General features: G+C 43.3%; 17 protein-coding genes. 5 read left to right on the top strand and 12 right to left on the bottom strand.

Going from position 1 to position 22,937, the window contains the following annotated elements; genetic code table 11:
• Positions 1-169 precede the first annotated feature (169 nt).
• Both AAGR14_RS17220 and AAGR14_RS17225 read left to right on the top strand, forming a co-directional pair.
• Positions 170-904, top strand: a complete 735-nt coding sequence (locus AAGR14_RS17220) for a GntR family transcriptional regulator (protein WP_342645477.1) — start codon at positions 170-172, stop codon at positions 902-904.
• A 321-nt stretch (positions 905-1,225) separates the two neighbouring features.
• On the top strand, positions 1,226-3,100 hold the full coding sequence (locus AAGR14_RS17225) for a glycoside hydrolase family 97 N-terminal domain-containing protein (protein WP_342645478.1): 1,875 nt from the start codon (positions 1,226-1,228) through the stop codon (positions 3,098-3,100).
• A 970-nt stretch (positions 3,101-4,070) separates the two neighbouring features.
• On the opposite strand, the gene AAGR14_RS17230 is transcribed toward AAGR14_RS17225, so the two are convergent.
• A complete protein-coding gene (locus AAGR14_RS17230; RefSeq protein ID WP_342645479.1) occupies positions 4,071-5,237 on the bottom strand; it encodes a glycosyltransferase family 4 protein in 1,167 nt (388 codons plus the stop codon).
• Positions 5,238-5,265: 28 nt separating this feature from the next.
• Entirely contained in the window at positions 5,266-6,129 is an 864-nt protein-coding gene (locus AAGR14_RS17235; RefSeq protein ID WP_342645480.1) for a beta-1,6-N-acetylglucosaminyltransferase, read from the bottom strand.
• A gap of 514 nt (positions 6,130-6,643) precedes the next feature.
• On the opposite strand from AAGR14_RS17235, the gene AAGR14_RS17240 reads away from it, so the two are divergent.
• The 3 genes from AAGR14_RS17240 (at position 6,644) to AAGR14_RS17250 (ending at position 9,324) form a co-directional block, all read left to right on the top strand.
• Positions 6,644-7,561 (top strand): glycosyltransferase family 2 protein, encoded by a 918-nt coding sequence (locus AAGR14_RS17240; RefSeq protein WP_342645481.1) that lies wholly within the window; start codon positions 6,644-6,646, stop codon positions 7,559-7,561.
• 3 nt (positions 7,562-7,564) lie between these two features.
• On the top strand, positions 7,565-8,776 hold the full coding sequence (locus tag AAGR14_RS17245; protein WP_342645482.1) for a glycosyltransferase family 2 protein: 1,212 nt from the start codon (positions 7,565-7,567) through the stop codon (positions 8,774-8,776).
• Positions 8,777-8,946: 170 nt separating this feature from the next.
• On the top strand, positions 8,947-9,324 hold the full coding sequence (locus tag AAGR14_RS17250) for a hypothetical protein (protein WP_342645483.1): 378 nt from the start codon (positions 8,947-8,949) through the stop codon (positions 9,322-9,324).
• A 278-nt stretch (positions 9,325-9,602) separates the two neighbouring features.
• Here the strand turns inward: AAGR14_RS17250 and AAGR14_RS17255 are convergent, their stop codons facing one another.
• The 10 genes from AAGR14_RS17255 to AAGR14_RS17300 form a co-directional block, all read right to left on the bottom strand.
• Positions 9,603-11,204 carry a hypothetical protein gene (locus tag AAGR14_RS17255; protein WP_342645484.1) on the bottom strand — a complete coding sequence of 534 codons (1,602 nt, stop codon included), beginning with the start codon at positions 11,202-11,204 and terminating at the stop codon, positions 9,603-9,605.
• Positions 11,205-11,294: 90 nt separating this feature from the next.
• The gene (locus tag AAGR14_RS17260; RefSeq protein ID WP_342645485.1) at positions 11,295-12,647 is read right to left on the bottom strand and encodes an oligosaccharide flippase family protein; all 1,353 of its coding nucleotides are present in this window, start codon (positions 12,645-12,647) and stop codon (positions 11,295-11,297) included.
• Between the two features lie 3 nt (positions 12,648-12,650).
• Entirely contained in the window at positions 12,651-13,844 is a 1,194-nt protein-coding gene (locus AAGR14_RS17265; RefSeq protein ID WP_342645486.1) for a glycosyltransferase, read from the bottom strand.
• A 10-nt stretch (positions 13,845-13,854) separates the two neighbouring features.
• Positions 13,855-15,372 carry an O-antigen ligase family protein gene (locus tag AAGR14_RS17270; RefSeq protein WP_342645487.1) on the bottom strand — a complete coding sequence of 506 codons (1,518 nt, stop codon included), beginning with the start codon at positions 15,370-15,372 and terminating at the stop codon, positions 13,855-13,857.
• A 144-nt stretch (positions 15,373-15,516) separates the two neighbouring features.
• On the bottom strand, positions 15,517-17,796 hold the full coding sequence (locus tag AAGR14_RS17275; protein WP_342645488.1) for an AAA family ATPase: 2,280 nt from the start codon (positions 17,794-17,796) through the stop codon (positions 15,517-15,519).
• Positions 17,786-18,400 carry a TolC family protein gene (locus AAGR14_RS17280; protein ID WP_342645489.1) on the bottom strand — a complete coding sequence of 205 codons (615 nt, stop codon included), beginning with the start codon at positions 18,398-18,400 and terminating at the stop codon, positions 17,786-17,788. The genes AAGR14_RS17275 and AAGR14_RS17280 overlap by 11 nt, the downstream gene beginning before the upstream one ends.
• Before the next feature lie 86 nt (positions 18,401-18,486).
• Complete coding sequence (locus AAGR14_RS17285; protein ID WP_342645490.1) at positions 18,487-19,584, bottom strand: sugar transferase; 1,098 nt, start codon at positions 19,582-19,584, stop codon at positions 18,487-18,489.
• Entirely contained in the window at positions 19,556-20,065 is a 510-nt protein-coding gene (locus AAGR14_RS17290; protein WP_342645491.1) for a response regulator, read from the bottom strand. The genes AAGR14_RS17285 and AAGR14_RS17290 overlap by 29 nt, the downstream gene beginning before the upstream one ends.
• Before the next feature lie 462 nt (positions 20,066-20,527).
• Complete coding sequence (locus tag AAGR14_RS17295; protein ID WP_342645492.1) at positions 20,528-20,989, bottom strand: OmpA family protein; 462 nt, start codon at positions 20,987-20,989, stop codon at positions 20,528-20,530.
• A 187-nt stretch (positions 20,990-21,176) separates the two neighbouring features.
• Positions 21,177-22,937, bottom strand: a complete 1,761-nt coding sequence (locus tag AAGR14_RS17300) for a hypothetical protein (RefSeq protein WP_342645493.1) — start codon at positions 22,935-22,937, stop codon at positions 21,177-21,179.

Raw genomic sequence — 22,937 nt, forward strand, 5'->3', positions numbered from 1 at the left:
CGTCAATAATTGGCTTTATGTTTATATGTACAAACATAATGATAAATATGATAAAACAAATTTATTTTAATATTTTACTCGAAGCCATATCTAACAGTAATCAGGCATCAACTCCGTTAATATGTACATACATTAACACTTGGAATAAATTTGCTATAATTGTATTTAAATGATGACAAATTACAGCATTGACCATAAGAGCCCGATGCCTCTACATGCACAGGCAGAAATGCTCTTGAGGCAACTGATACAGGAAGAGGACTACCAAAACGGCAAAGTTTTACCCAATGAAGTAGAACTGGCTAAAAAGCTAGCTATATCTCGCACAACGTTAAGGCAGTCTATCAACAAACTGGTTTTTGAAGGTTTGCTGGTTCGTAAAAAGCGCTCCGGTACACGTGTCGCTCAAAATGCGGTAAGCTCTAAATCCAACAATTGGCTGTCGTTTTCGCAAGAGATGAAGTTGCGCGGTATTCCAATTCGTAACTTTGAACTCCATGTAACCTGGGTAACTCCTAACGAACAGTTAATTAATTTTTTCGATATTAAACCAGAACGTAAGGTATTAAAGATGGAACGGGTCCGTGGCAGACCTGACGAGCCGTTTGTTTACTTCGTATCATACTTTCATCCGCGTGTAGGGCTAACCGGTGATGAAGATTTCAAACGCCCGCTTTACGAAATGCTGGAGCAGGAGCATCATGTAATTGCAACCTTATCTAAGGAAGAAATAAGTGCAATAGCTGCTGAAGCGTCTATTGCTGAAAAGTTAAGAGTAGCAACTGGCAGCCCTTTGCTGTTCCGCAAGCGCTTTGTGTTTGATCAGGGCGAACGCCCTATTGAGTACAACCTAGGATATTATAAAGCTAACAGCTTTGTATATACGGTGGAAAGCACTAGGTAGTTAAATAAATTATAGTTGAGCTACCACAACGAATAAATTAATTTGGCTAATCAGCTTGTTTACCTTTCAACTATCCAATGTAAAGCTTCATCATAGCCTTAAAATTGTACAGCAGAAGTGATGGGAGCTGAAACTATTGATTATTATAAACAAGGATAAGCTTCATCATATATAGACGATTGCGTCTAAAATTTTGTGTGTTAAATAAACCATCACTCCAACACTTGTATTCAATATAATTTTTTTGCGAAGGTGTATGGGTAAACAAGTATATGTTGTACTCATAAACATCTTCAAGTAATACTGTCTTCTACATGGGCTATGAAAAACCGGCTGTTAATTGTTTGTTGTCTTTTTACCTTTATATGCCTGCAGAGTAAAAGCCAGCGCAGATCACTTTTACATCCGTCAGACACCGTCTCATTCCCTCTCAAATTATCATCGCCCGATAGCAAACTACAGATCACATTTACCCATAGCACTGATGGCGGAATCACTTACTCCTTTGCGGCCCGTTCAAAAACATTGATCACCACATCAAAACTGGGTTTAAGTGGTACGGGAAATTCGGTACCAACCAACGTCAGCTTTAAATCAGTCAACACTGTTTGGAAACCGGTATGGGGAAAGAGAGCCGTAGTGCCGGATGTTTACAATGAGTTTACGCTGGATGTAAAAAGCTATCAAATCATCGTGAGGGCGTATAATGACGGAGTAGCTTTCAAATACAAATTTCCTAAAGAAAAAACCGTAGCAGACCTGACTCAATTTAACTTCGACGACGATTATACCGCGTGGTACTACAATGGCGAAAGCGCCAACATTGGCCCTGAAAAGTTATCGGACTGCGACGGTAAACGTTTGCCCGTAATGACCATCAAGGCAGACCATCAAAATTATATGGCTATCCACGAAGCAGATCTGTCGTGGGGTGAACCGCTGATATTACAGTCGCGAAAAAGCGAAACCCTTTTCTCCGTGGCCTCGAAACCCAGCACTGCCTGGAAAGTGGTGATGTACGGCACCCAACCAGGCCAATTGGTCGACTCACATCTGCTGGAACTATTGAATCCGGCACCACCCCGGGGCGTGGATTTCTCTTGGGTGAAGCCAGGTATAGCCGTTTGGGACTGGCGGATTGCAGGTGCTCAGGTGGATGGTTTTACCTATGATATGTCGCTCCCATCGTGGAAAAAAATGGTAGATTTTGCTTCGGCCAATCACATGCACTACCTGGCGCTGGATGCCGACTGGTACGGCCCTGAATTTGGCAAAGATTCTGATCCGCTAAAGGGAGGAAAAGTTGCCCAGGTACACGAGATTATACGCTACGGAAAAACCAAAAACGTAGGCATCTGGCTGTATTTAAATGACGTAGGTGGACGCAGGTTTCCGATAGAACAAACATTGAAGCAATACAGTGATTGGGGTGCTGCCGGTATTAAATACGGTTTTATGTCGGGCAGCCCGGCAGAAAAGAACGAACGCACCCGCATGATCACCGTGTTGTGCGCAAAAAATCATTTGCTATGCGATTTTCATGATGGTCCTGTACACCCTTACGGGCAAATGCGCACGTACCCGAATGCTGTAACACGCGAATACTGCCAGGCCCAACTGGATGGCAGCACACCTTTGGAACCCAAAACGTTTGTAACTTCGGTATTTGTGAATATGCTTGCCGGCCCCCTTGACATGAATAACGGCCTTGCCGACCTAAATCAGCTTGGGAGAATCCATCATCCGTCCTATTCCACCAATACCACCCTGGCCGGTGAGGCTGCGCGTACACTCATTACTTTTTCGGGCGTTACGGTGATACCCGATATTCCGGAGGCCTATCAAAAACATCCCGAAATTCTCAGGTTTATTACTTCCGAAAAGATGCCTTGGCTGGAAAGTAAAACTATTAAAGGCGAAATAGGCGAATACATAGTGATGGCGCGTCAGGCAGCCGACAAAACATGGCTCATTGGCGCAGCTACCAACCAAGATGCCCGAGAACTGGACATACCGCTTTCTTTTTTAAAGAAGGGTAAATTTAAGGCAATCATCATTCAGGATGGCGATGATGCTGATTATCGCACCCGCAACGAAAGCTACAAAACCTCATCCCAAAAAGTAAACGCCACTGATAAGATACACATAAAACTTGCTCCCGGTGGTGGTGCTTGTGTTCTGATTAAGAAGGAATGAAACAACGACAATATTATCGAAGCATAATGCAGTAAATCGCGTGGGGTACTTTAAGGATCTCATCCAATACTACGGCATCATCTCTTAAGTCCTCCCACTCAGAGTTTGCATCCTTAGCTGCATTAATCAATTCGAAGCTTCCTTGCGGCTCTTCACGGCTGACGATCAAACGGTTAAATTGATCAGCATGCTCCTTTTAGGGATATTCCTCCAGGTATTTCTGCCGGCTCTATAGGCGTAAGCCGCTTACTGTAATCATAGACCAGATAGAAGCGCGCCGGACTATGACTGGACAAATCACTGTATGCACCCATAATTTCATAAAGTACAGGAAAGGTCAGCTAATCTGGATGCTACGTGTAAATAAGGCGGATACAGAGTCGGTGGTATATAATAGAAACAGTTTCTAAAAAATACCAGATACACAAATGCTTCTGTCGGTATTTGTTCAAATTAATCCTCCGTAGATGTTCCTTTTTAGCCTTTATTGCCTTATAAATTGTATTTAAGGCATACTTCTGTATTATCCCAAGGCAGTAATGGAATCCATCAGTAACGCCCAGTATGTTTGCAACATCTTTTTGTTACAGCTTTGAGCGCATCCGTTTCCTCTTCAAGTGTTCGACTATAGTACCTGCAATTTAAAAACTGAATTGCCATTATTTCACTAAGTTTAAATATCAGTTAGGTGAGCACCTAAGTAGCTACCTAAAATTTCGCTATTTCATGATAGCCAATAAATAAGTTATTTACTAAGACGGGGTTGAAGCAAGAAGGCTTTACAACGTCATATGGCTATTTGATTTAGGTAGCCAATGTATAACTGATAAATACAAAAACTTTGAAATGAGGTTACTTTAGCAAAAGACAGCCATTTTTAACTGCACCAATTCCATTATGTTGTGTTCGTTAAACTGACAAATCAAAGCTTCGAATCTTCACCTTCAAATTACGCATAAGGGTAATTTGATTAAATGTCATGCTTTTGCAATGCCGTTTGAAACTGCTCTGCCCACTTGTCCCAATTCAATGCAGCTTCAAACCTGTTCCGGCTCGTCTCTACCAGCTTCGCGTAACGCATGTGGTCAGTAAAAATCTCTTTGATCAATCCGGCAAACTCATAACCGCCTGCCTTCAGCGGTAAACAGTACCCGTTTACGCCGTCTATTACGACATCCGGCACGCCTCCAACTATAGTTGTTATGGCTGGCACTCCATAGGAGTTAGCTTCATTAGCGACAATGAGCGAACATTCTGCCCGGGTTGGTAAAATCAAAAAATGGCATGAGGACAAGGTAGCCACAAACAATTCGTACTGTTCGGGGTCGTTTTTATTAATAAAAGGAATGACTTGCATATCCGGATGATCATATCCGGCCGGTGGCACGCAGCCACAGATAATTAGTTTGGCATCAAGGCCTTGTTCACGCAAACTTTTAAGCGTGTCAAAAGCAATACTTCCCCCTTTTCTTTCCCAGTCTACGGCCAGAAATAATAGGGTGAGTGTCCCGTTGGCATATTTTTTATATATAACGTCACGCAGAGGTGCATCGTCCATATTAGCGCCAAACAATATAACTTCCGTCTTATCTGCAGGTACTCCATAATCAGCCATAGCGGAGCCCGCCGCCCAGTGAGAAGTAAAAATAGTAAGCGCACTTTTGTCCAACGCTTTTTTTTCCAAGTGATCGCCTTCCCACTTTGAAAAACGGCTAACGTTTTTGAACTCCTGATGATAAGTTTCGCTATAAATCTTATAGGTTGCGTCTCCAAAATAAACGATTGGGACGTTTGTTTTCAAGTAAGCCAACTCTGGAGCGGCTGCCGGGGCCATCAAAAAATCATACTTCTGCCCTTTCATTTTCCGTTTTAAAACTTGCATGGCATACAGGTTCTTGAGCAGGCTGTACTTGGGAATCCACTCTGCTTTAAACATCAAGCGCGACAATTTCTGTAGTGCTCTGATGGCTTTATCCAGCAGCCAAGGAATTTCGACAGGTCCCAAAAAATCGACTTCTCCAACGTTACGTTGCAACGCCTGTCCCAAATAAAAAGTTACCCCTGACCAGGAACGTTTATCAAGCGGATCGTTCAGACAATAGTAGGCTACCTTACGGTTGGGTGTTTTTGCAATCATGATGATACGTTAAATTGACTAATGTAACTTATCCCGAAAAAGATTCAGATCGACCAACGACCAGCTTTTTGAGCATAGCCAGTATCGGAGGGTTACCTTCTAAATCAAACTTACGGGCAAATAATTTTTCCGAAACTTTTAAATTGGCCATATCCTGTACTCCAAGCAGCCTGGAATGTCCAATATCAGCTCCGCTCCAATCGACATAGAGCAAGTTAGGCTGGATTTGATCTTTAAAACGGGAATTATAAAGAATGGTGGAGAAAATAAATTCATCAGCACCCCAACAGTATCGGAAGTAGTTGCTGACTTGCGGGTGGCCTTTGATAAAATGCAGGACATACGACACAGCATCTGTAGTCAGAGCAAACCAATTGGCACGGCCTACTACTTTATAGTTTAATGGAAATCTCCTCTTCGGAAAAAGTTTCGTTGCCAGCTTTCCTAAAGAATGCTTTCCAGGTATACGCCAGTTAATAAAATGATAGTCTTCTACACGAGAACTCACATCCCCCCAGTCCCCACCTTTCACCGGATCACAGGTGATAAATTCAGTTCCACGGTTATTGCAAAAATACTCATAGATAAACTCTGCGGATTTGATAGGGAAATCCTGACCGGAAATTACATTAATGTAATTGTATTGGCCAGGCAAAATATCCTGAAATCCGTTGAGCGTAGCCTGGATAGTCCCCCACTCGCCCCAGTAAATTTTAGCACGGTTATGCAACAAACGCACATTGCTTTCATTGAACAGCAATGCAAACGGAGTGATATCTGTCTTCTTATCGACATGTACATAAAAATCAAAAGCCGGATGTTGTAGCGACTCAATGAGTGCTGCAACCTGTTCAGGATTTTTATGCGCCAGAATTAAATGTGCGATCTTCATGGGAGCGAAATAATTTCGTGCCTAAACCAGTTGCAAAAAATATCCATCAAATGAACCTATGGCAGCATTAAAGTGATCACCGGTGCAGCTTTACAAAAAGCGACAAATACGATGCCGTCCGAAATCTTTTTTACCGCCTACCGAACAATCTATCAATCATTTCCCCATTTTTACAGCGATCTGGTAAATATTTTTTCTTTAAAAGAAAAATCGTGACCAAAACTGTGAAATACCGTTCAACATATGTGAATTAACTGTACCTGTGTAATTGCCCGCTATTTTATACCTTGGAATTGATACGGATCACTGCTTGTCTTTAAGAGCATACGCGTTGTCCAAACAAAGAGACCTGTAATCTCATTCGGCCAGCGCATAACTTTTTTAAATGTGCAGCGTATTATTTTAGGGCCATTAATAGCCTAGCCCTGATTATTCATGGCGCAAAGAGGAGACGCGGGGCCCTTACAAATCAAATGCATAAGTCTCCGGATCGGTTTAATAATTTCGATCTTTTATGAAAAAGGTATCGCTCATTACGGTTAATTACAATCAAAATCAGGTCACTGAGCAGTTGCTGGCCTCTATTGCGTCAACAAATACCTATCCGGCTATTCAGATCATTGTGGTGGATAATGCCAGTAAGCAAAACCCGGTACCGCAGTGGCAAACCCAATACCCTAACGTGACCTTTATACGCTCGGATGTCAATCTGGGTTTTGCAGGCGGAAACAATTTAGGTATCACCGCCGCTTCAGGCCACTACCTGTTCTTTATCAACAACGATACCGAGTTTACCCCGGGACTGGTAGAAACCCTGGTGGCGGTTTTAGACAAGCATCCCAAGGTGGGCATGGTATCACCTAAAATACGCTATTTCGATCAGCCTCACCTGCTGCAGTATGCCGGCTTTACCCCCATGAACTACTATACCATGCGCAACCGCTGCATCGGTCAGTTTGAGCAGGATCAAGGCCAGTACGATCATACCACCGGCCCTACCGGCTATGTGCATGGCGCTGCCATGATGGTGCGGCGCCAGGCCATGGATCAAGCAGGCCTGATGGCCGAAAACTTCTTTTTGTATTACGAAGAGATGGACTGGAACGATCACATCAAGCGTGCCGGCTACGAAATATGGCTCGAGCCCAAAGCCCTGATCTATCATAAAGAATCGGTTTCGGTAGGTAAGATGAGCGGACTCAAGGAGTACTTTATGAACCGTAACCGTATTTTGTTTATCCGGCGTAATGCTCCCTCCGCCTTTACTATTATGGTGTTTTACCTGTATTTTTTATCGGTAGTTACCCCCCGCAACCTGCTCAGTTATGCCCGGCAGGGCCACAAAGGATTTGCAGGCCTGTTGTTTAAGGCCATCAGGTGGAACTTTACCAACAGCAAAACCAGCACTCACTTAGGATACCCCTTTAATTAATTTATGGAAATATTATTTTGGCTTAGCCTGTTTATTGTTTTTTACGCTTTTGCCGGTTACGGCATTTTGCTGTTTGCACTGGTTAAGCTCAAGCGTATATTTAAGGGAAAGCCCATAGTTCCGGCTATTAGCGAGGCCACCCTCCCCGCTTGCAGCCTGGTGATTGCCGCTTACAATGAGGAAGGATTTATTACCCAAAAGATTACAAACACGCTGCAACTGCAATACCCCGAGGGCAAGCTCGAACTGATTTTTGTTACCGACGGCTCATCCGACCGTACCCCCGAGCTGGTGGCTGCTTATCCGCAGATCCGGCTGCTGCACTCGCCCGAGCGCCGGGGCAAGATTGCAGCCGTTCACCGTGCCATGGACACAGTGACCACCGAGGTAGTCGTGTTTACCGATGCCAACACCTTCCTCAACCCGGATGCCCTGCTCAACATCTGCCGCCATTATGCCGATGCTAAGGTGGGTGCCGTAGCAGGCGAAAAGCGGGTCATGGTAGAGGCTACAGCTGATGCTACCGCCGGCGAGGGCTTTTACTGGAAATACGAGTCGAAACTTAAAGCCTGGGATTCGGAGCTCTACTCGGTTGTAGGCGCTGCAGGTGAGCTTTTCAGCATCCGCACAGGGCTTTACCAGCCGGTATCGCCCAACGCTATTCTGGACGATTTTATGATTTCGCTGCTGGTAGCCCAAAAAGGTTACCGGGTGGTGTACGAGCCCGAGGCTTATGCCAGCGAAACCTCGTCGGCCAACGTCAAAGAAGAGCTCAAACGCAAGATTCGCATTGCAGCGGGCGGCTTGCAGTCCATCGTTTGGCTTAAAAGCTTGCTGAATCCTTTGGTGCAGCCACTTTTATCTTTCCAGTACATCAGCCACCGGGTGCTGAGGTGGACCGTAGTTCCCTTTCTGATGATTTTGGCCTTGATCCTGAACGCTGTGATCGTGCTTCAGGGCCATGCATCGCTGGTTTACCAGGTGCTGCTGGCCACGCAGGTCGTTTTTTACACAGCAGCGCTAACCGGCTGGCTGCTGGAACGCAGGGAGATCAAAGTCAAGGCGCTGTTCATCCCCTACTACTTCTGTATGATGAACTATGCCGTTATTCGTGGCATCTTCCGCTACCTGGCAGGCACCCAAAGCCCTGCCTGGGATAAAGCTATTCGTAAACACGATGGCCAGAATCATCCTTCATACTATTTAGATGCATAAAACATATTTCCAAAAATGGGGCGTTTTTTGCCCACTTCGAGAAATATAACTACCGTTATAAGATATAAAAAAAATAATTAATAATATAAAATATTGATTTACAGATTTTTATAAATACAAGTTTTATGGATTCGAGATTGCACTGTATAATTAACCTAACTGCATCAAACATGAGCGTTCACCACGGTAAAATTGTCGAACACTGTATCCGGAATTTGGGGATCAACATCTCCGATTTGGCCAGAAATATGTCTGTAGACCGAAAAACCGTATACAACTGGTTCAAACAGGTTTCATTAAGCAAGGAATTGGTCAAACAAATTGGCATCCATATCAGCCATGATTTCGCTGATCAATTACCGGAGCTTTTCAGCGCCGATGACCTGCAACCTGGCTACGTTAAAACAACCCCAGGAGCTAGTGTAGTAAACTTAAATGTATCCGGTTACCACGACTGGCAGGGTAAATACATTAGCCTTTTGGAGAAACACACCAAGTTATTAGAAGGCCTTTCAGAAATACAGAACAAAAAAGCGGTCAATCAATAATTTTTAGTTTTACTTAACCGCCCTTCATCTTCGGTTAAAGGTTTTGGTGTAGTGGCCTGATCACCGCACATTGCACCTGTGACTTCGGCGTTGCAAGGAAGACTGCCAGTGTAACGACCGTTGTGCAACTGAGAGTAAGCAATCCCGCCGATTTGTAAAAATACAAGCCCGCCAATGATGATAATATGGCGATGGTGATGATAAAACGTAGCTTACTCATATAACTCCTTTAAAAACGGTTATACGTAGGCCTGATCCTAAAAGTTTATTTGTTCAGGTTACCTGTTTAAGGGTTCAATAAATGTAGGGGTTTCTGATACCTTAATCTTAAGCTGACCGTTCTTTACAACAACAGGCTGACTGATGGTCATCGGACCATTTGCATTCAGCTTATGAACTGCAACTTGTTTACAATGAGGTAAAGCGAGCACATAATCTACAATATGTCCTTGTTGTTCGGGATTAACGAGCACATACATTTTCCTGTTCGCATGCTCATATACGTCCACCAGTGGAGATTCACTGACTGTACGACTATAATGATAATCTCCCATTAAGTTTTTTACCTGGCTGACATAATTAATGACTGGACGCCTCGACAAATTATTATTCACAAATCCGGATGACGCATATTGGGTCGGACTTTGCAGATTGTCATCATAAAGCATGTAAAAGAAGTTCTTACGGATGCTATGCCGGGCATATAGGAGAGCCGTTCTGATGGTCCAGTCGGCTTGAGTAATCATGGCACTTTTATCGCCAATGCCAATCGCCCTTTGCGGACTTTTATCGTTAATATCGTATCCGCTTTCGGTAACCCATACGTCGAGTTTATATTTGTTTCCCAGGGCCACAAAATCGTCGGCTACTTTAGCAGCCTCCGATAGTTCAGGTGCTACACCCACTTTCCCTTGTTGATCATGATGACTCAGGTGATCGTTAGCATATAGGTGGTAATTGATGATATCAAAACAAAGATTGATACGGCCGTCTTTTTGAAATCCGCGATGGTCTTTACACCAGTTGATCATTTCTTCGACAAAATGTACGTCAGGTGCGGCTAATCCGGCCATAACCACCTTCATATTAGGATCAGCGGCTTTAACGCCAACCGCTTTACCCAGCCGCCCCTGATCACCGTCGTAAAAAGCAGATAAGTTGGCAGCGTATTCCGCTGCTGACTGGCGTGCTTTGTTTCCCTTCCACCATTTGTCGCGCTCATTGTCGCATTCAATATATTTAATCAGACCTAATCCTGTCTTTGCCATATTGACCGGATCATTAGTCCATCTGGGCTTGCGGCTTACGGTTAATAAAGAGGTGTCTACTCGAGTGCTGCCGTACCTTGCGGCGAGTTGAAAGCCAGCCTTTGCCTGATCAAGGTACGATGCAGGATGACTCTTATCAGCGCCATAGGGAATCGGTACATTTTCGTTGTCCCGCTCATTCGCGGGATAAGTCGACAACAGCCATTCCGGGCAAGTTTTAAGGCAGACCAAAACATCAATACCCGATGCCTTACAACGCTGATAAATTACATCCAGGTTCCACCCGCCGCTGGCGGTTGGATTAAAGGTATAAATGCCCCTTTGCGGTTCTATTTTAGTCCAATCCAGGTAATGCCTTACGCCGCCGAAGGATTGGATGAGTGCCATTTTAGGCTCAAAAATGGCTAAACCATTGTTAGGGTCAGCAGGGTTTTGCAAAAAATCCCATTCAAATGCGTTAATGCCCAGGAAATCTTTAAACGGAGCAGCATTAGGCTTTTGCAACAAAGCTCCTGCCTCTCTGCTTTGAGATGAAGCATTGGGATTGGTACAGCATAAAAATATAAATGCTACTGAACCAACTATACAAATCAGTGACTGGTAAGCTTTCATATCTTAAGCTGTTCTAGGATGTAGTTATCCGCTTGAGGATCCCTTCCAAATTTTAGATTACCGGTAAGTTCATAATTCACGTGCAAGCGTTCATGCCCTTGCCAGTTTTAATTTGAAGATCAGATCATAAACGGTTCGCTTGAGATTAACGTATCCAGTGTTCAGGATACCCAGCATCGTGAAATGCAAATATTTCCTCAGCAGTATATAACCGTAAATCAGTGCTGCAATAAAGGTGAAGAAAGATGCAAAAGCTGGCCCGTAAACGTTGCGAAGAAGCATAATACCAATAACATCCGTACCTGCGTTAACCACCAGAGAGATCAGCACCTTATATAAATTAAGCTGCGGCTTATTAATCATATCCAGCGTAATGCCTAAAAACCGGTCGATTGGATTAAGCATAGCAAACAACATAAAAATGCGAAAAACGTTCGCAGCTTCTGTTCCAACATACTTCCCTCCCCCAATCAATCCGATAATCATGTCGGCAAATACGATGGCCACTACGCTTACCGGTATTAGCAGCAGGGTCAGCATGCCCGCATATTTCTTCATGATATCGGCCACCTTGCTATAGTTGCTGGCAGCTACTGCAACAGACATTTCGGGCATCGCCGTAGCTAAAAAGCTGCGTATAGGTATCTCAATAACCTCCAGTAAGCGGCTAGACAAATTATAGTTAGCTAAGGCAGCGGGTCCCAACATAAAGTTGATAATGAAAGTATCAGAAGTTTTAAACAAGCTGGAGCTAACAACCGTACCAACACAATACTTACCGAAATGAAATATTTCACTCGTACATGCGCTAGTACGTTGTGACAACGCTCCCAGCTGTGCCCAGCCGGTAAGCAGGCAAGCTAAACTCACAAGCATAGAACTTAGCAAATAACTGTAAACTACATAGCGCAAAGTGAGATGATGGCCGTTAAAAAAATAAAAGAATACAAGCAGCAAGATAAATGAACCTTGGTTGATTACTCTGATATAAAGTATTTTATCAAAACGCTGCTCAGCCTGTAATATCCAAGTAGCCACGTTGAACGGCAGCGTGAGCAGGTAAGCAACACCAGCCCACCGGATAAAGAGTATGACACTCGCATTCTCAAACCAATGTAAACCGGCAAAAGCGCCGGCGTCGACAATCAGGAATATCAAAGTAAGCAATAAGCCAATATACCAAGCCGAACCGCTGATATTAGCTGCACGCTCCCTGGAAGCGCCCGGATAGAATTTGACCAAAGCCGTTTGCAGAAAACCGGTTCGTATCGTATCAATGAATATGAAGGAAAACTGAAAAAACACCCAGTTACCCATGTCAACTTTGCTAACCAAACGGTACAGCATGCTGTAAGTAATGAGGCTTAACCCTGCCATAGCACCGTTTCCCGCTAACGATAGAAAATGCCTGTTTTTTAGTTTGCTTTTTATTTTGTTAAACATTCCTTAAGCGCTGATAGCTTTACTCACATGATCAATAGCGTTATAGATTTCTTCGACATTGTTAGCCCAAGTATGCTGAGACACGAACGCTTTCCGCTGCTGTTTACGCTCAGCAGAATCTTCGACCAGTGCCAGTTCAATTAGGGCTGAATATTGCTCTCGCTCATCGGCCAAGTACACATAATCCTCAAAAATCTCCATGGCTTCCGTCCGCGTGGCCACTACAGGTTTACCCATGGCTAAATACTCATCCACTTTGCGGGGATAATTGCCTATGGTAAGTTCGGTCAGAATCTGAGGGTTGATGCAGACATCAAAGCACTCTATATAGGCAGGCAATTCTTCCATTTCCTTATGCCCGAGAAAGTGAACATTATCCATGGCATGTAACAGGCTGGACTTAAAGGCCTCGTCCTCTATACCTACCAGCACAATCTGCCATTCCGGATGGTTCAGAGCAACATCACGAATGATATTAATATTCAGCCTCGTACTGAAAAGTACCCCTACGTAACCGATGATCGGACCTCTGATGGACCGGATATCTGATGGCTTTTCACTGACTACAGTTTTATTGAATAAGGATAAGTCACAACCCTGACCTACATAATAGGAATTAGGGTTGTACTTTTTACAATAATTAGCGAGGTAGGTCGAATTGGCAACACATAAGCTGCTTTTATTTATTAGCTGAGGCTCAAGCTTTTCACCATGATATTTATAATATTCAGTGGCCAGCAAGTAGTCACGTGAGTAATAAACAGTGAGCTTGGGCTGCAGCAGTTCTTTTAAGTAAAAACTTCTGAACATATCACTATCATTAAATAAAATGTAATCTTTGAAATCCAGATCTTTAAGCGCAACGGCGATGCTTTTGGCGAAACGTTTGTTATTCCATTTATTCAACAGGGTATAAAGCCAGTCGTTTTTGATCCAGTTAATTGACTCAATAATCTGATTAGGATACAAATTCCATAGCCGATCTTTAATTTTCTGCAATCCTTCCAGTTTACCGGAAACAATTTGAAGCCGCTTTCTGACCTTCTCATCACTCCTGCCCCGAATCATCGTAATCCTATCGAGCGGCGAGTTAACATATAACACGCGATGGCGTTCACTAAATTCTAAAGCAATGTTTTTACAGTTGCTTCCGATTTCTACGTCCCAGGGCTGCTGCCCGACTACAACGATGTCCATATTCTGATGATTACTTGATGGTGTTAATTAAACCGGTGGATTGTTTCTGCCTGTCAAGCCGTAAGGTGATGATGACCAAGGCCAGCGCCAGATAGAAATAAATATTGATGGGAAACTGAACCAGCGCCTCTTGCGGAAAATTACCTATCGTCAGCGCAAAAATGATTGCCGTCATCGCCAGGCAGTACGTCTTGAGTTCCGTGTCTTGAATTTGAAAATAATTATTGATTCCTGTTTTCAACGCGGTGAACAAAAAGGCAGACAACAGCACCAGGCCGATCCAGCCGGTTTCAACGGCGACCCTGACGAAGCCACTGTCGGGCGGAAACGAAGCCAGATAAGTATTGGGCGAGAATCGCTGCCCCCAGGTTCCGGTCGACCCAAGCCCACCCCCCATAGGGTGTGATTTGATGTATGGCTGTATCCGCTTCTGGTTCACTTTTCGCACGTTATATGAGGCATCATCAGATGGCTTAAATGCCGATTGAAACCGGAGAAATGTTTGATTTGACGTTGGAATATGAATGGCGGCCAAAAATATTGCGGCAACAACAGCTCCAACAATAAATGTTTTAACGTTCAGCTTCAGTATAAAGATGATTGCCATGCCCGCAGGTATAAGCACGAACGCACCGCGTGTGCCCGAGTACAGCATCGCCATGGTAAAAACGACCATGCAACCACCCAGCATCACCTTTTTATAAAGCCTGATGTTGCTAAACAATAAACTGAAGCAGAGCAACAGGCTGATCACCATATTGTAGGCTAAGGCAACAGGGTCGGAGAATATTGAAAACTTGCGCCAGTGGCCGCCGATGAAGTAAAGGCTGGAGGCACTCGGGTTATCGGCTAACCAAACTTTTTCAAATGCAGAAAAGCCAAAGTACTCCTGTTTCAGCGCGTACAAAGCGGCGAGTAACGACAGACCGATCCAAAGCTTAAGAATTAAACGGATTTGGGCTACCGTATTGATATAATAAAGAAATATGAAATAAGTTAGGGTAACAATCGCTACGGTACGGATCGTGAACAGCCACGCCACGCGGGATGCAGCCACCGGGTTAATGACCTCAGCAAAATTGTAACCGATCCACAATAACAGCAGCACAGTGACCGGACTTTTAGTAAAAGCCCAGCTTTTATCATACTTGTGCTTTAGGAAAAACCCGGCAAATAATAATAGCTCCAGTCCGTCCATAAAAACCCCGACAGGTGGATGACCACCCACCTTTTCCACGAACATCACCAGGTAAGCCGACACTAATAAGATAACGATGCCTATACGCGGATAAGCGAGCATGGTATAAACGAACGGCAGGCTCAATATGCCCGCCAGAATGACAACGACAGATAAGATACCGTACTTGACAATAAGCGCACTAAAAAGAATGCTGAGTGATGCCAGGGTCACCCAGGCCACCGGATGCAACACGATATCGCCTAAAGTCTGACTTTTAATGTCAAACAGCATTTGATCATACCGACGCTTCAGCATGCGTTTACCCGATTCAATTGGCAACCCTTGCATTTAAAAAAATAGAATTTTAAGTGTAATTCCAGCCAGGCACACAAAGACCAGCACAATGGCGAGCAGCCGTACTAAACGCTGGGTCAGACTCAGTTGATTAAGCCCTGATTGATTGCTTTGCTTTTGAACGTGCATTAACTTTTTTTATATTTCTGAACCTGCATAGTTGACCGGCATTTTATTGAAAACCCAGCCCAGCATTTTACCGTTCAACTCCTGCAGATATTTTACACTGCGTTTGTCTGAACTTTTGATCTGGTGATTGTTAGCAAAAACACCGACTACTTTATCTGCAAACAGAATCCATTCTTTTGATTTGTTAAAGGTGCTGAGCGACCCTGCTTCCACAATGATGACGTCAAACTGCTCCTTTAATTCATCCAACCTTGACTCGATATTGTTTTGAGTACTGATTTCCAGCAAGGAAACATTATTTCCCTTATTACTGAGTATACTCACCGGCGACTGGCTGAGCCCGTTATTAGTAATCTGCAGTTTTTGCAATGTATCACCAATGGGGGTTTGAGCATTAAACTCCATCAAACCTACACGCTTATTTCTGATGCTTACTTGTTCAGTCTCCGGATGTTCAACCGGCATGTGTTCGTCACCCGAAAAATAATCTTCCAGGTACTCGCGAAACTTAACCGTTCCGCTGATTGCCGGGTTAGTAAAATTCCCATCAATCAGCAAAACTTTTTTATTAATCATAGCATAAGCATAGGCCAGGCTGAAAGAAACGAGGGTTTTACCTTCATTACCCTCCAGACTGGTGACGGCCAGCACCTTTCCATCTTTGAAGTTATTGTCGATTTCAAAGCGTACAGCTCTTAATAAATCTCGGAATATTTGAATATGATGGTCATGTTCTGACTTGCTTTTTGCATGCTTATATGCGGGTGAAATGTTAGGTACGTGGTTTAGATGGCCGATAACCGCTATCTGTGTTTTTTGCTCCAGATCATCACTGTTTCTGATAGCGTTATCGAAATAAAATACACCCAGTAAAATCACCAGAACAAAAACGAAGCTCGAAATGCCGCTCATAGCCACTAATAGCATCTTCTTGGAAGGTTGCAGGCTTCCGGGCATAGCCGCTTGCAGCTGACGGAGCTTAACCGGAACACTGGTGGATATATTTGTCTGGTTATATTTATCCAGTACATCGAGGTATTCTTTAGTGGCTACCTCTACTTCCCGCTCTGATGACTGCACAGTAGCTTGTGATGGCACTAAACCGTTAAGTTTGCCCTTCAGTCCGCTTAATTGCCGGTTGAGTGAGTTTGAACTGTACTTAGCTAATTCCAGTTCATTCTCCATTTTCAGTTTTTCCTGCACCAGGTTATCTTTTGCAGCTAACGGATTACTAATCACATGATCAGTGGATTCGTTAATCTGTTCATTCAAAGCATCCTGAAGAGAGTCAACACTTTTTTTATACCGGCTATCAAAGTTGTTTTGAATGTATTTATCGTTCATGGCTCGAAGGCGCTCTCTGGTGCTCAGTATTGAACCATTGATTTTAGTTGATGACGCTTCTACATATTGCCTGTCTTTAGGATTAAACCGGTCGCTAATCGCTTTCAAGGCACCGGCATAGGCAATAACATCTTTATCCGCCTGTTGCTTGCGGGATTCCAGATCCGTTAATTGTGCGTACACCCCTTTCGACTCATTATCCATATCCAGGATATTGTTCTTCACTTTGAATTGCTGCAGGGCAGCAATTTTAGCATCCATCGATTGCTTTTTATCATTCAAAAGCTTGGCGAGGAACGAAGTAGATTTGGTATGCCCTTCATTGACATTACCCGTGTAGTAACTTATGAATACACTTGCCAAATTATTGACGATGAACGCCGATAAGTCGGGATTAGCTGTTTCTGCATTAATGGTAATAAAATCGCTTCCATCACTATGGTACATCACCAAGTTATGATCGAGCAAAGTTTTATGATCATACCCAACAAGCCTGATTAAAGAATCAATAAATTTCTCTTTTGGAACATTCAGATTAAGCGTTTCGAAAGACGCCTGCTTGCTGTTTAAGAGACCAATGATGCTGTTTTTATCGACGCTGCTTAAGGATGACAATTGATCCTCATGATCACGAAACGGCTTATGGTCTGACAAATCGTGGATCAATAGTTTGAATGAAACCTGATCCAGTACTTTGTCAAGATGCAGTGTTTCCATCATGTTCAGAAACTGTTCGTTATTGCGGGTACTGCGGCCGTTATCATCCTGGCTTTCTAAAACTTGCTGTGTCTGGTCTACAATGCCGGTTACAATCTGCGTTTGCGATTGGTAAACATTAGGCATTTTGCGCACCAGGAAAACGGTAGCCAGTAGGGCAATTACAGGTACAATGACCAATAACCACTTATACCGTTTTAAGAAGAGGTAAAAATTCTTAATTTCCATTTGGCTTGATGTTTTCTAACTTTTCTCCCAATAATTCTTCGAGGGCTGCCTTAGCTGCAAATGTCCCGCCTTCTGCAGAGATCAGGAACTGGTTTTGTTCGGAAGCGAGGATCAATGCCCGGGTAAGGTCATCAAATTTCACCTCGCTTTTTTCAAACTTACTCCTTAGCTGGGTAACTAAACTTTGTGCATCCGTATAAGATTTAGAGCGTAACTTAAGCTGAGTAAGTTGCTCCATATAGGTAAAATATCGCTTCTTTACCTCGGCAACCAGGTTCTGCTTGTAACTGGTTTGCTGTAATTGCGCAATTTTATATTGTGCTTTCGCCTCTTTGGTAGCAAAAGGCTTTTGAACCAGGGTGCCAATATTTAGATTAAGACCAATCTGGTAACCGTTAAATAGATTCGGGTTGCTCACGTCAATTGCCTGCGTTGGCCGGTAATAGTAAGAAAAGCTGAAGGCATCTAAATAGCTTACACTGGTTTTCGTAACGTTATTCTTAGCGATCTTGATTTGATAGTCTTTAACCTGCATTTCAGGGTAGTTATTCTCTGCAATGCTGATCAGTCTTTCCAGGTAAGGATAAGATATTCCACTGATCATGCTTTCCTGTGCTTGCGCACTCAGGCAGATCAGGCAAAAAAATACGGGAGATAAGAGATATTTAATATGGTGGTGCATTATTTCAATTAAACTTTTTCTGTTTGTATCAAGGCAGGTATAGTCTTAATCATAATTTTCAGATCAAGAAAGAAAGAGTGTTGCTTGGCATAGAAGTTATCAAGCTCCTTACGTTCGGTCTCGGACATATCTTTTTTACCGCGTTTACTGATCTGCCAGAGCCCGGTAAGCCCGGCCGGTCCCATAAACCGCATCGACCACTCATTGGATGTAAGTAGCTCGGCTTCGTAAACCGGTAGCGGCCGGTTACCCACAAAAGACATGTCGCCAATCAAAATGTTAAAGAGTTGCGGTAACTCATCAATACTGGTATTGCGGATAAACTGGCCCACCCGAGTGACGCGCGGATCATCTGAAATCTTCGTAAATACGGCTTTCTTATTATGTCCACCCGCGTACTGATTTTGGGAAGCTAACTGGTCCAATTGCTGATCAGCACTGCTGTTCATTGATCTGAACTTATAAAAGTCAAACACTTTATAACCTGTACCCACCCGCTTACTGCGATAAATTACCGGCCCTCTGGACTCCAGAGCAATGATCAGTGCAATCACCAAGAAAAAAGGAGATAAGAGGAATAAAGCAACCGCAGATACGACAATGTCAAATATTCTCTTGCTTATCGGCATTTTGTATTCAAGGGCTTGCCGTTGTTTGCCGATCGGCCTATTGACTTGCAATGGCCTCACCACACGTATCTTGATCAAAAATCTGATCCTATCTATTAAATCAGTTGTATCAAATGGGTAAACATACAGATCATGTACTTTAAGAGAAACCGCCCTGACCCGCCAATCCTGCCTTTCTTGCCGGCTGAGGAGGATGATAATCAGACCTTCCAGCGATGGCTGCATACGGATACGTTCAATGCACGAAAAACAGGCCTCGTCGTTGCCCACTTCAAAGAGCAGTACATCTGGCAGATTGAGAAAGGATGTTTCTCCTAACTGAGCTTCCAATGACCCTATGGATTCTAATAAATCGACATGGTAACTCAGCTTGAGGTCATCCCACAAACTACGGCTGAACTCCGACCCCACATAGGCAATTTTGGTGCGGGTGGAAAAAAAAGGTTGTTCAGCTGGCAATGGTAAGCTTTGGTTCATGCAGCAGGGATTTAATGACAGTAAGTAAGGTCAGAGGATTGAAAGGCTTCTGCAACATCGCGTTAACTTTAAAAGGCAGCGAACTTACTTTCTGTTCCAGATTTTCAGTTTCCGACAATACAATGATTGGCGTTGATTTGTAAAAACCGCTGGTTTTGATTAATTGGACGAAAGAGGCCTTATCAAAGTGAGGCAAACCATATTCACAAATAATCAGTGATGGTGAATTCCCTTCTTCCAGCCAAATCATCGCTTCAATCGGCGAATGCTTAATGACCAGCTGATACTGCCTTTTAAGGACAGAATATAACAACTTTAGCATGTTCCATTCGCTGTCAACGATTAAAATCTGGCTTTTGGCTCCCTGCTTAGAGGTTGGCAAAAACTGGTACGATACCCGTTGATGGTGTAGCTTTTCATAAAAGTTATCCCATAACTTTTTAAAGTACAAACTTTTCAAGTGTAGATCTTCGGCTTTCATACTTTATTTAATTACTGAATAATGCAATGTTCCGGACTGGAGGCTGCACGATATGGCAAACACTATTTGTTCCATTACAAATGGAGGAGGAACAAGTGAGTAGTGGTAAACTGTATAAGAAAATGAGGAAATACCCATATTCGTACACGCTATTTACACGTCTTTATAAGCCATCAGCCTGAAAGTGAGAAGTTATTTACCCTGATGTGGAGTATATCTGTGGAGAGAGACTTTAACTTGATAGTTGTAAAAATTTTCCATCAAAGTTTGGTATCCTGTTTTTTAGGACACTTTCTTTTACAGCGACCATTTTATCATACAACTCAATATTTTTCATTTACAATAAAACCGCTTTACATAAACGACAATATTTATAACACAACAACACAATAACAGAAAATTTAGTAAAAAAAACAACATTGAGCCGCTTGAGTTCAGCATCCCAGTGTTGATCAACGAGCGCTATTCCGCAAATTTGATTTCGACGCGGCGATTTTTCTGGCGGCCGGCTTTGGTATGATTGGAGGCAACGGGTTTGGTATAACCATACTCTGTCGCGGCAATACGGCTTTCGTCTCCGCCTTTACTCACTAAATAAGCTTTAACTGCTTCAGCCCGCGCCTTTGATAATTTCCAGTTATATACATAACCGCCTTTATTATCCGCATAACCACCCAACTTCAAAGCAGCATCGTTGTCCACCATTAATTTGGCAACGTTATTTAACGTCTTGTAATAAGCGGCAGGTATATCTGCTCTGTTGAAAGCAAATTCTACATTTTTTAATTTTAATGCAGCCAGTGGCCTTATATCTTTTTTATTGCGCATGACCTTTGGCTTGGGCAGCGCGTAAGCATTGACTCCCAACAGAACAAGCATAACAATGCATGCCAATAAATTTTTAAAAAAGCGATAATTTTTCATAGCTATTTAATTTAGTTTAAGGTTAACTTTCGATACAGACGTATCAAATTGTCCACCATAATTCATCACATCTTTAACATGATGCTGACTATGGATGATTAGTGTGTAATTATTGTGATTGACACTGTTAAACCTCAACGCTACATCCATAAAGTCGCTTAAAAATGTTGTCAACAACTTGGAGTCCTCATACTTCAATGAGCGTAACATCATTGAGATTCCCTGCCTTAACCCATGCATCAACTCTGTCCGACGCGGAAACCGTCAAACTCCCTTCTTGTACCAATAGTATAGTATGATCTGCAGTGTTACTGAACGGCAGTACGTCTGCAGGGTTGATTAATGGCGAAGCGTGCAGTAAGATATAATGGTATTTGGAGCGTAAAAGATTAATCAATAATTTAAGACGCGGATGATGAATATACGCGTCCGGGTTGGAACCAATGAAGGGTGCTTCTACCGATGCAGCCTGTTGGTCCTCAAAGCTATTAACATCAAGGGTCCCCAGGCTTATATAGCTTACGCCTGTATTGCCTAAGATTATTTGAGGTAGCACGTCAACAGAAAGGATTTTATTGGCAATAAAATTTTTTACTCCAACGCTATTTAACTCCATCCAATCATAACCGGCAGCTTTCCCGCTAAAGTCCAGGTTGACTAAAACTACCGTTTGGCCTGGCGATGGAAGTACGTTGGCAACTGCTGCAGCTATACTTAATCGTTCAAAGGCACCGGTAAACGAGGTAAGTAAAAACACATTTTTTTTAGAAACTTTCTGTCGCAGCACATTGGCTATCGTTTTGATTAGGATGCTGTCTGCTTCAACCGATGTTCCTTTAACTATTTGATTTACAGCTTCGATGTGGGGGATCCTGTTAACATAGTTGTGCAATATGTATCTTTTATTTTGATTAGGTAGACTAATTTGGCTGCTAAAGATGGCTACAGTAAGAAGTGCGATGGCCGCAGCCAGACTGATCACAACGGCTCTGATCAGCGGCCCATGATTCTCATTGACCCGCGGCTGACCAACAATGAGTAACCGTTCGGTTGAACTACTGTTGCCCTTTAACTGAACTAGCCCAACATACCTCGTCAGCAGACTGTCCTTGAGCCTGAGGTATGTCTTGTTATTTCCGGAGATGGTAATGGCTAACAGGCGGTCAATAATTAGCTGATCATTGTTAATGGCCTCAGCTAGCGTTGACTGCAGCGTAGATAATTGTTGATGCAGCAGTGAAAGTCCAACAGTATTCTGTTTATCATGACTTAACAGATATTGCCTTTGATGCTGCACACCGTTATATGCCTCGATCAATGATGTGATGCGCTTATTTTCCGGACTAAAAGTGTTCGGGATTAAAGAAAACTGGCTTATAGGCTGCGCGACGTAGTATGAAAGCACAGTGAGTGTTTCTTTGGTATGGCGTAATCTCTTTCCGCCGCGGATATCCCAGGCAAAATTCTGCAGGCAAAGTAACTGATCGCTGACTTTCCTCACCTGATCGCTCAATGCACCCGATGAGGATGGCTGCGCCGGTAATTTGTTCTGGAAGGAAGTATTGTATCTGCTGATCAATCGATATAATAATGCCTTACCTTCCTTACCAGTTGATGCATCCAGACTAATTTCAAGCGAATTATAGAAAAGCGTTCCCGGTTCGACACCCAACGAATGACCCTCATAAGCCGCTTCGTACCGGTACTGCTCAATATCATGAATATCCCTTTTTAAGCGATTATAAGGATTTACTTTGCTGGTGTCCGTTTCTGACAAACGCAGCGCCCGCCCCTTCGGCATGGCTCCAGGCGCGTTCACGATGGTGGTTACACTGATGGAATTTCCTTTTTGAGGAGTAAAAATGATCAAACCGATAAAAACCAGCAAAGCGCATGATACTGCACCAAGGTAATATTTGACGGGTACTCGATTTAATAAGCTAAACAC

The organism is Mucilaginibacter sp. CSA2-8R (assembly GCF_038806765.1).
Taxonomy (GTDB): Bacteria; Bacteroidota; Bacteroidia; order Sphingobacteriales; family Sphingobacteriaceae; genus Mucilaginibacter.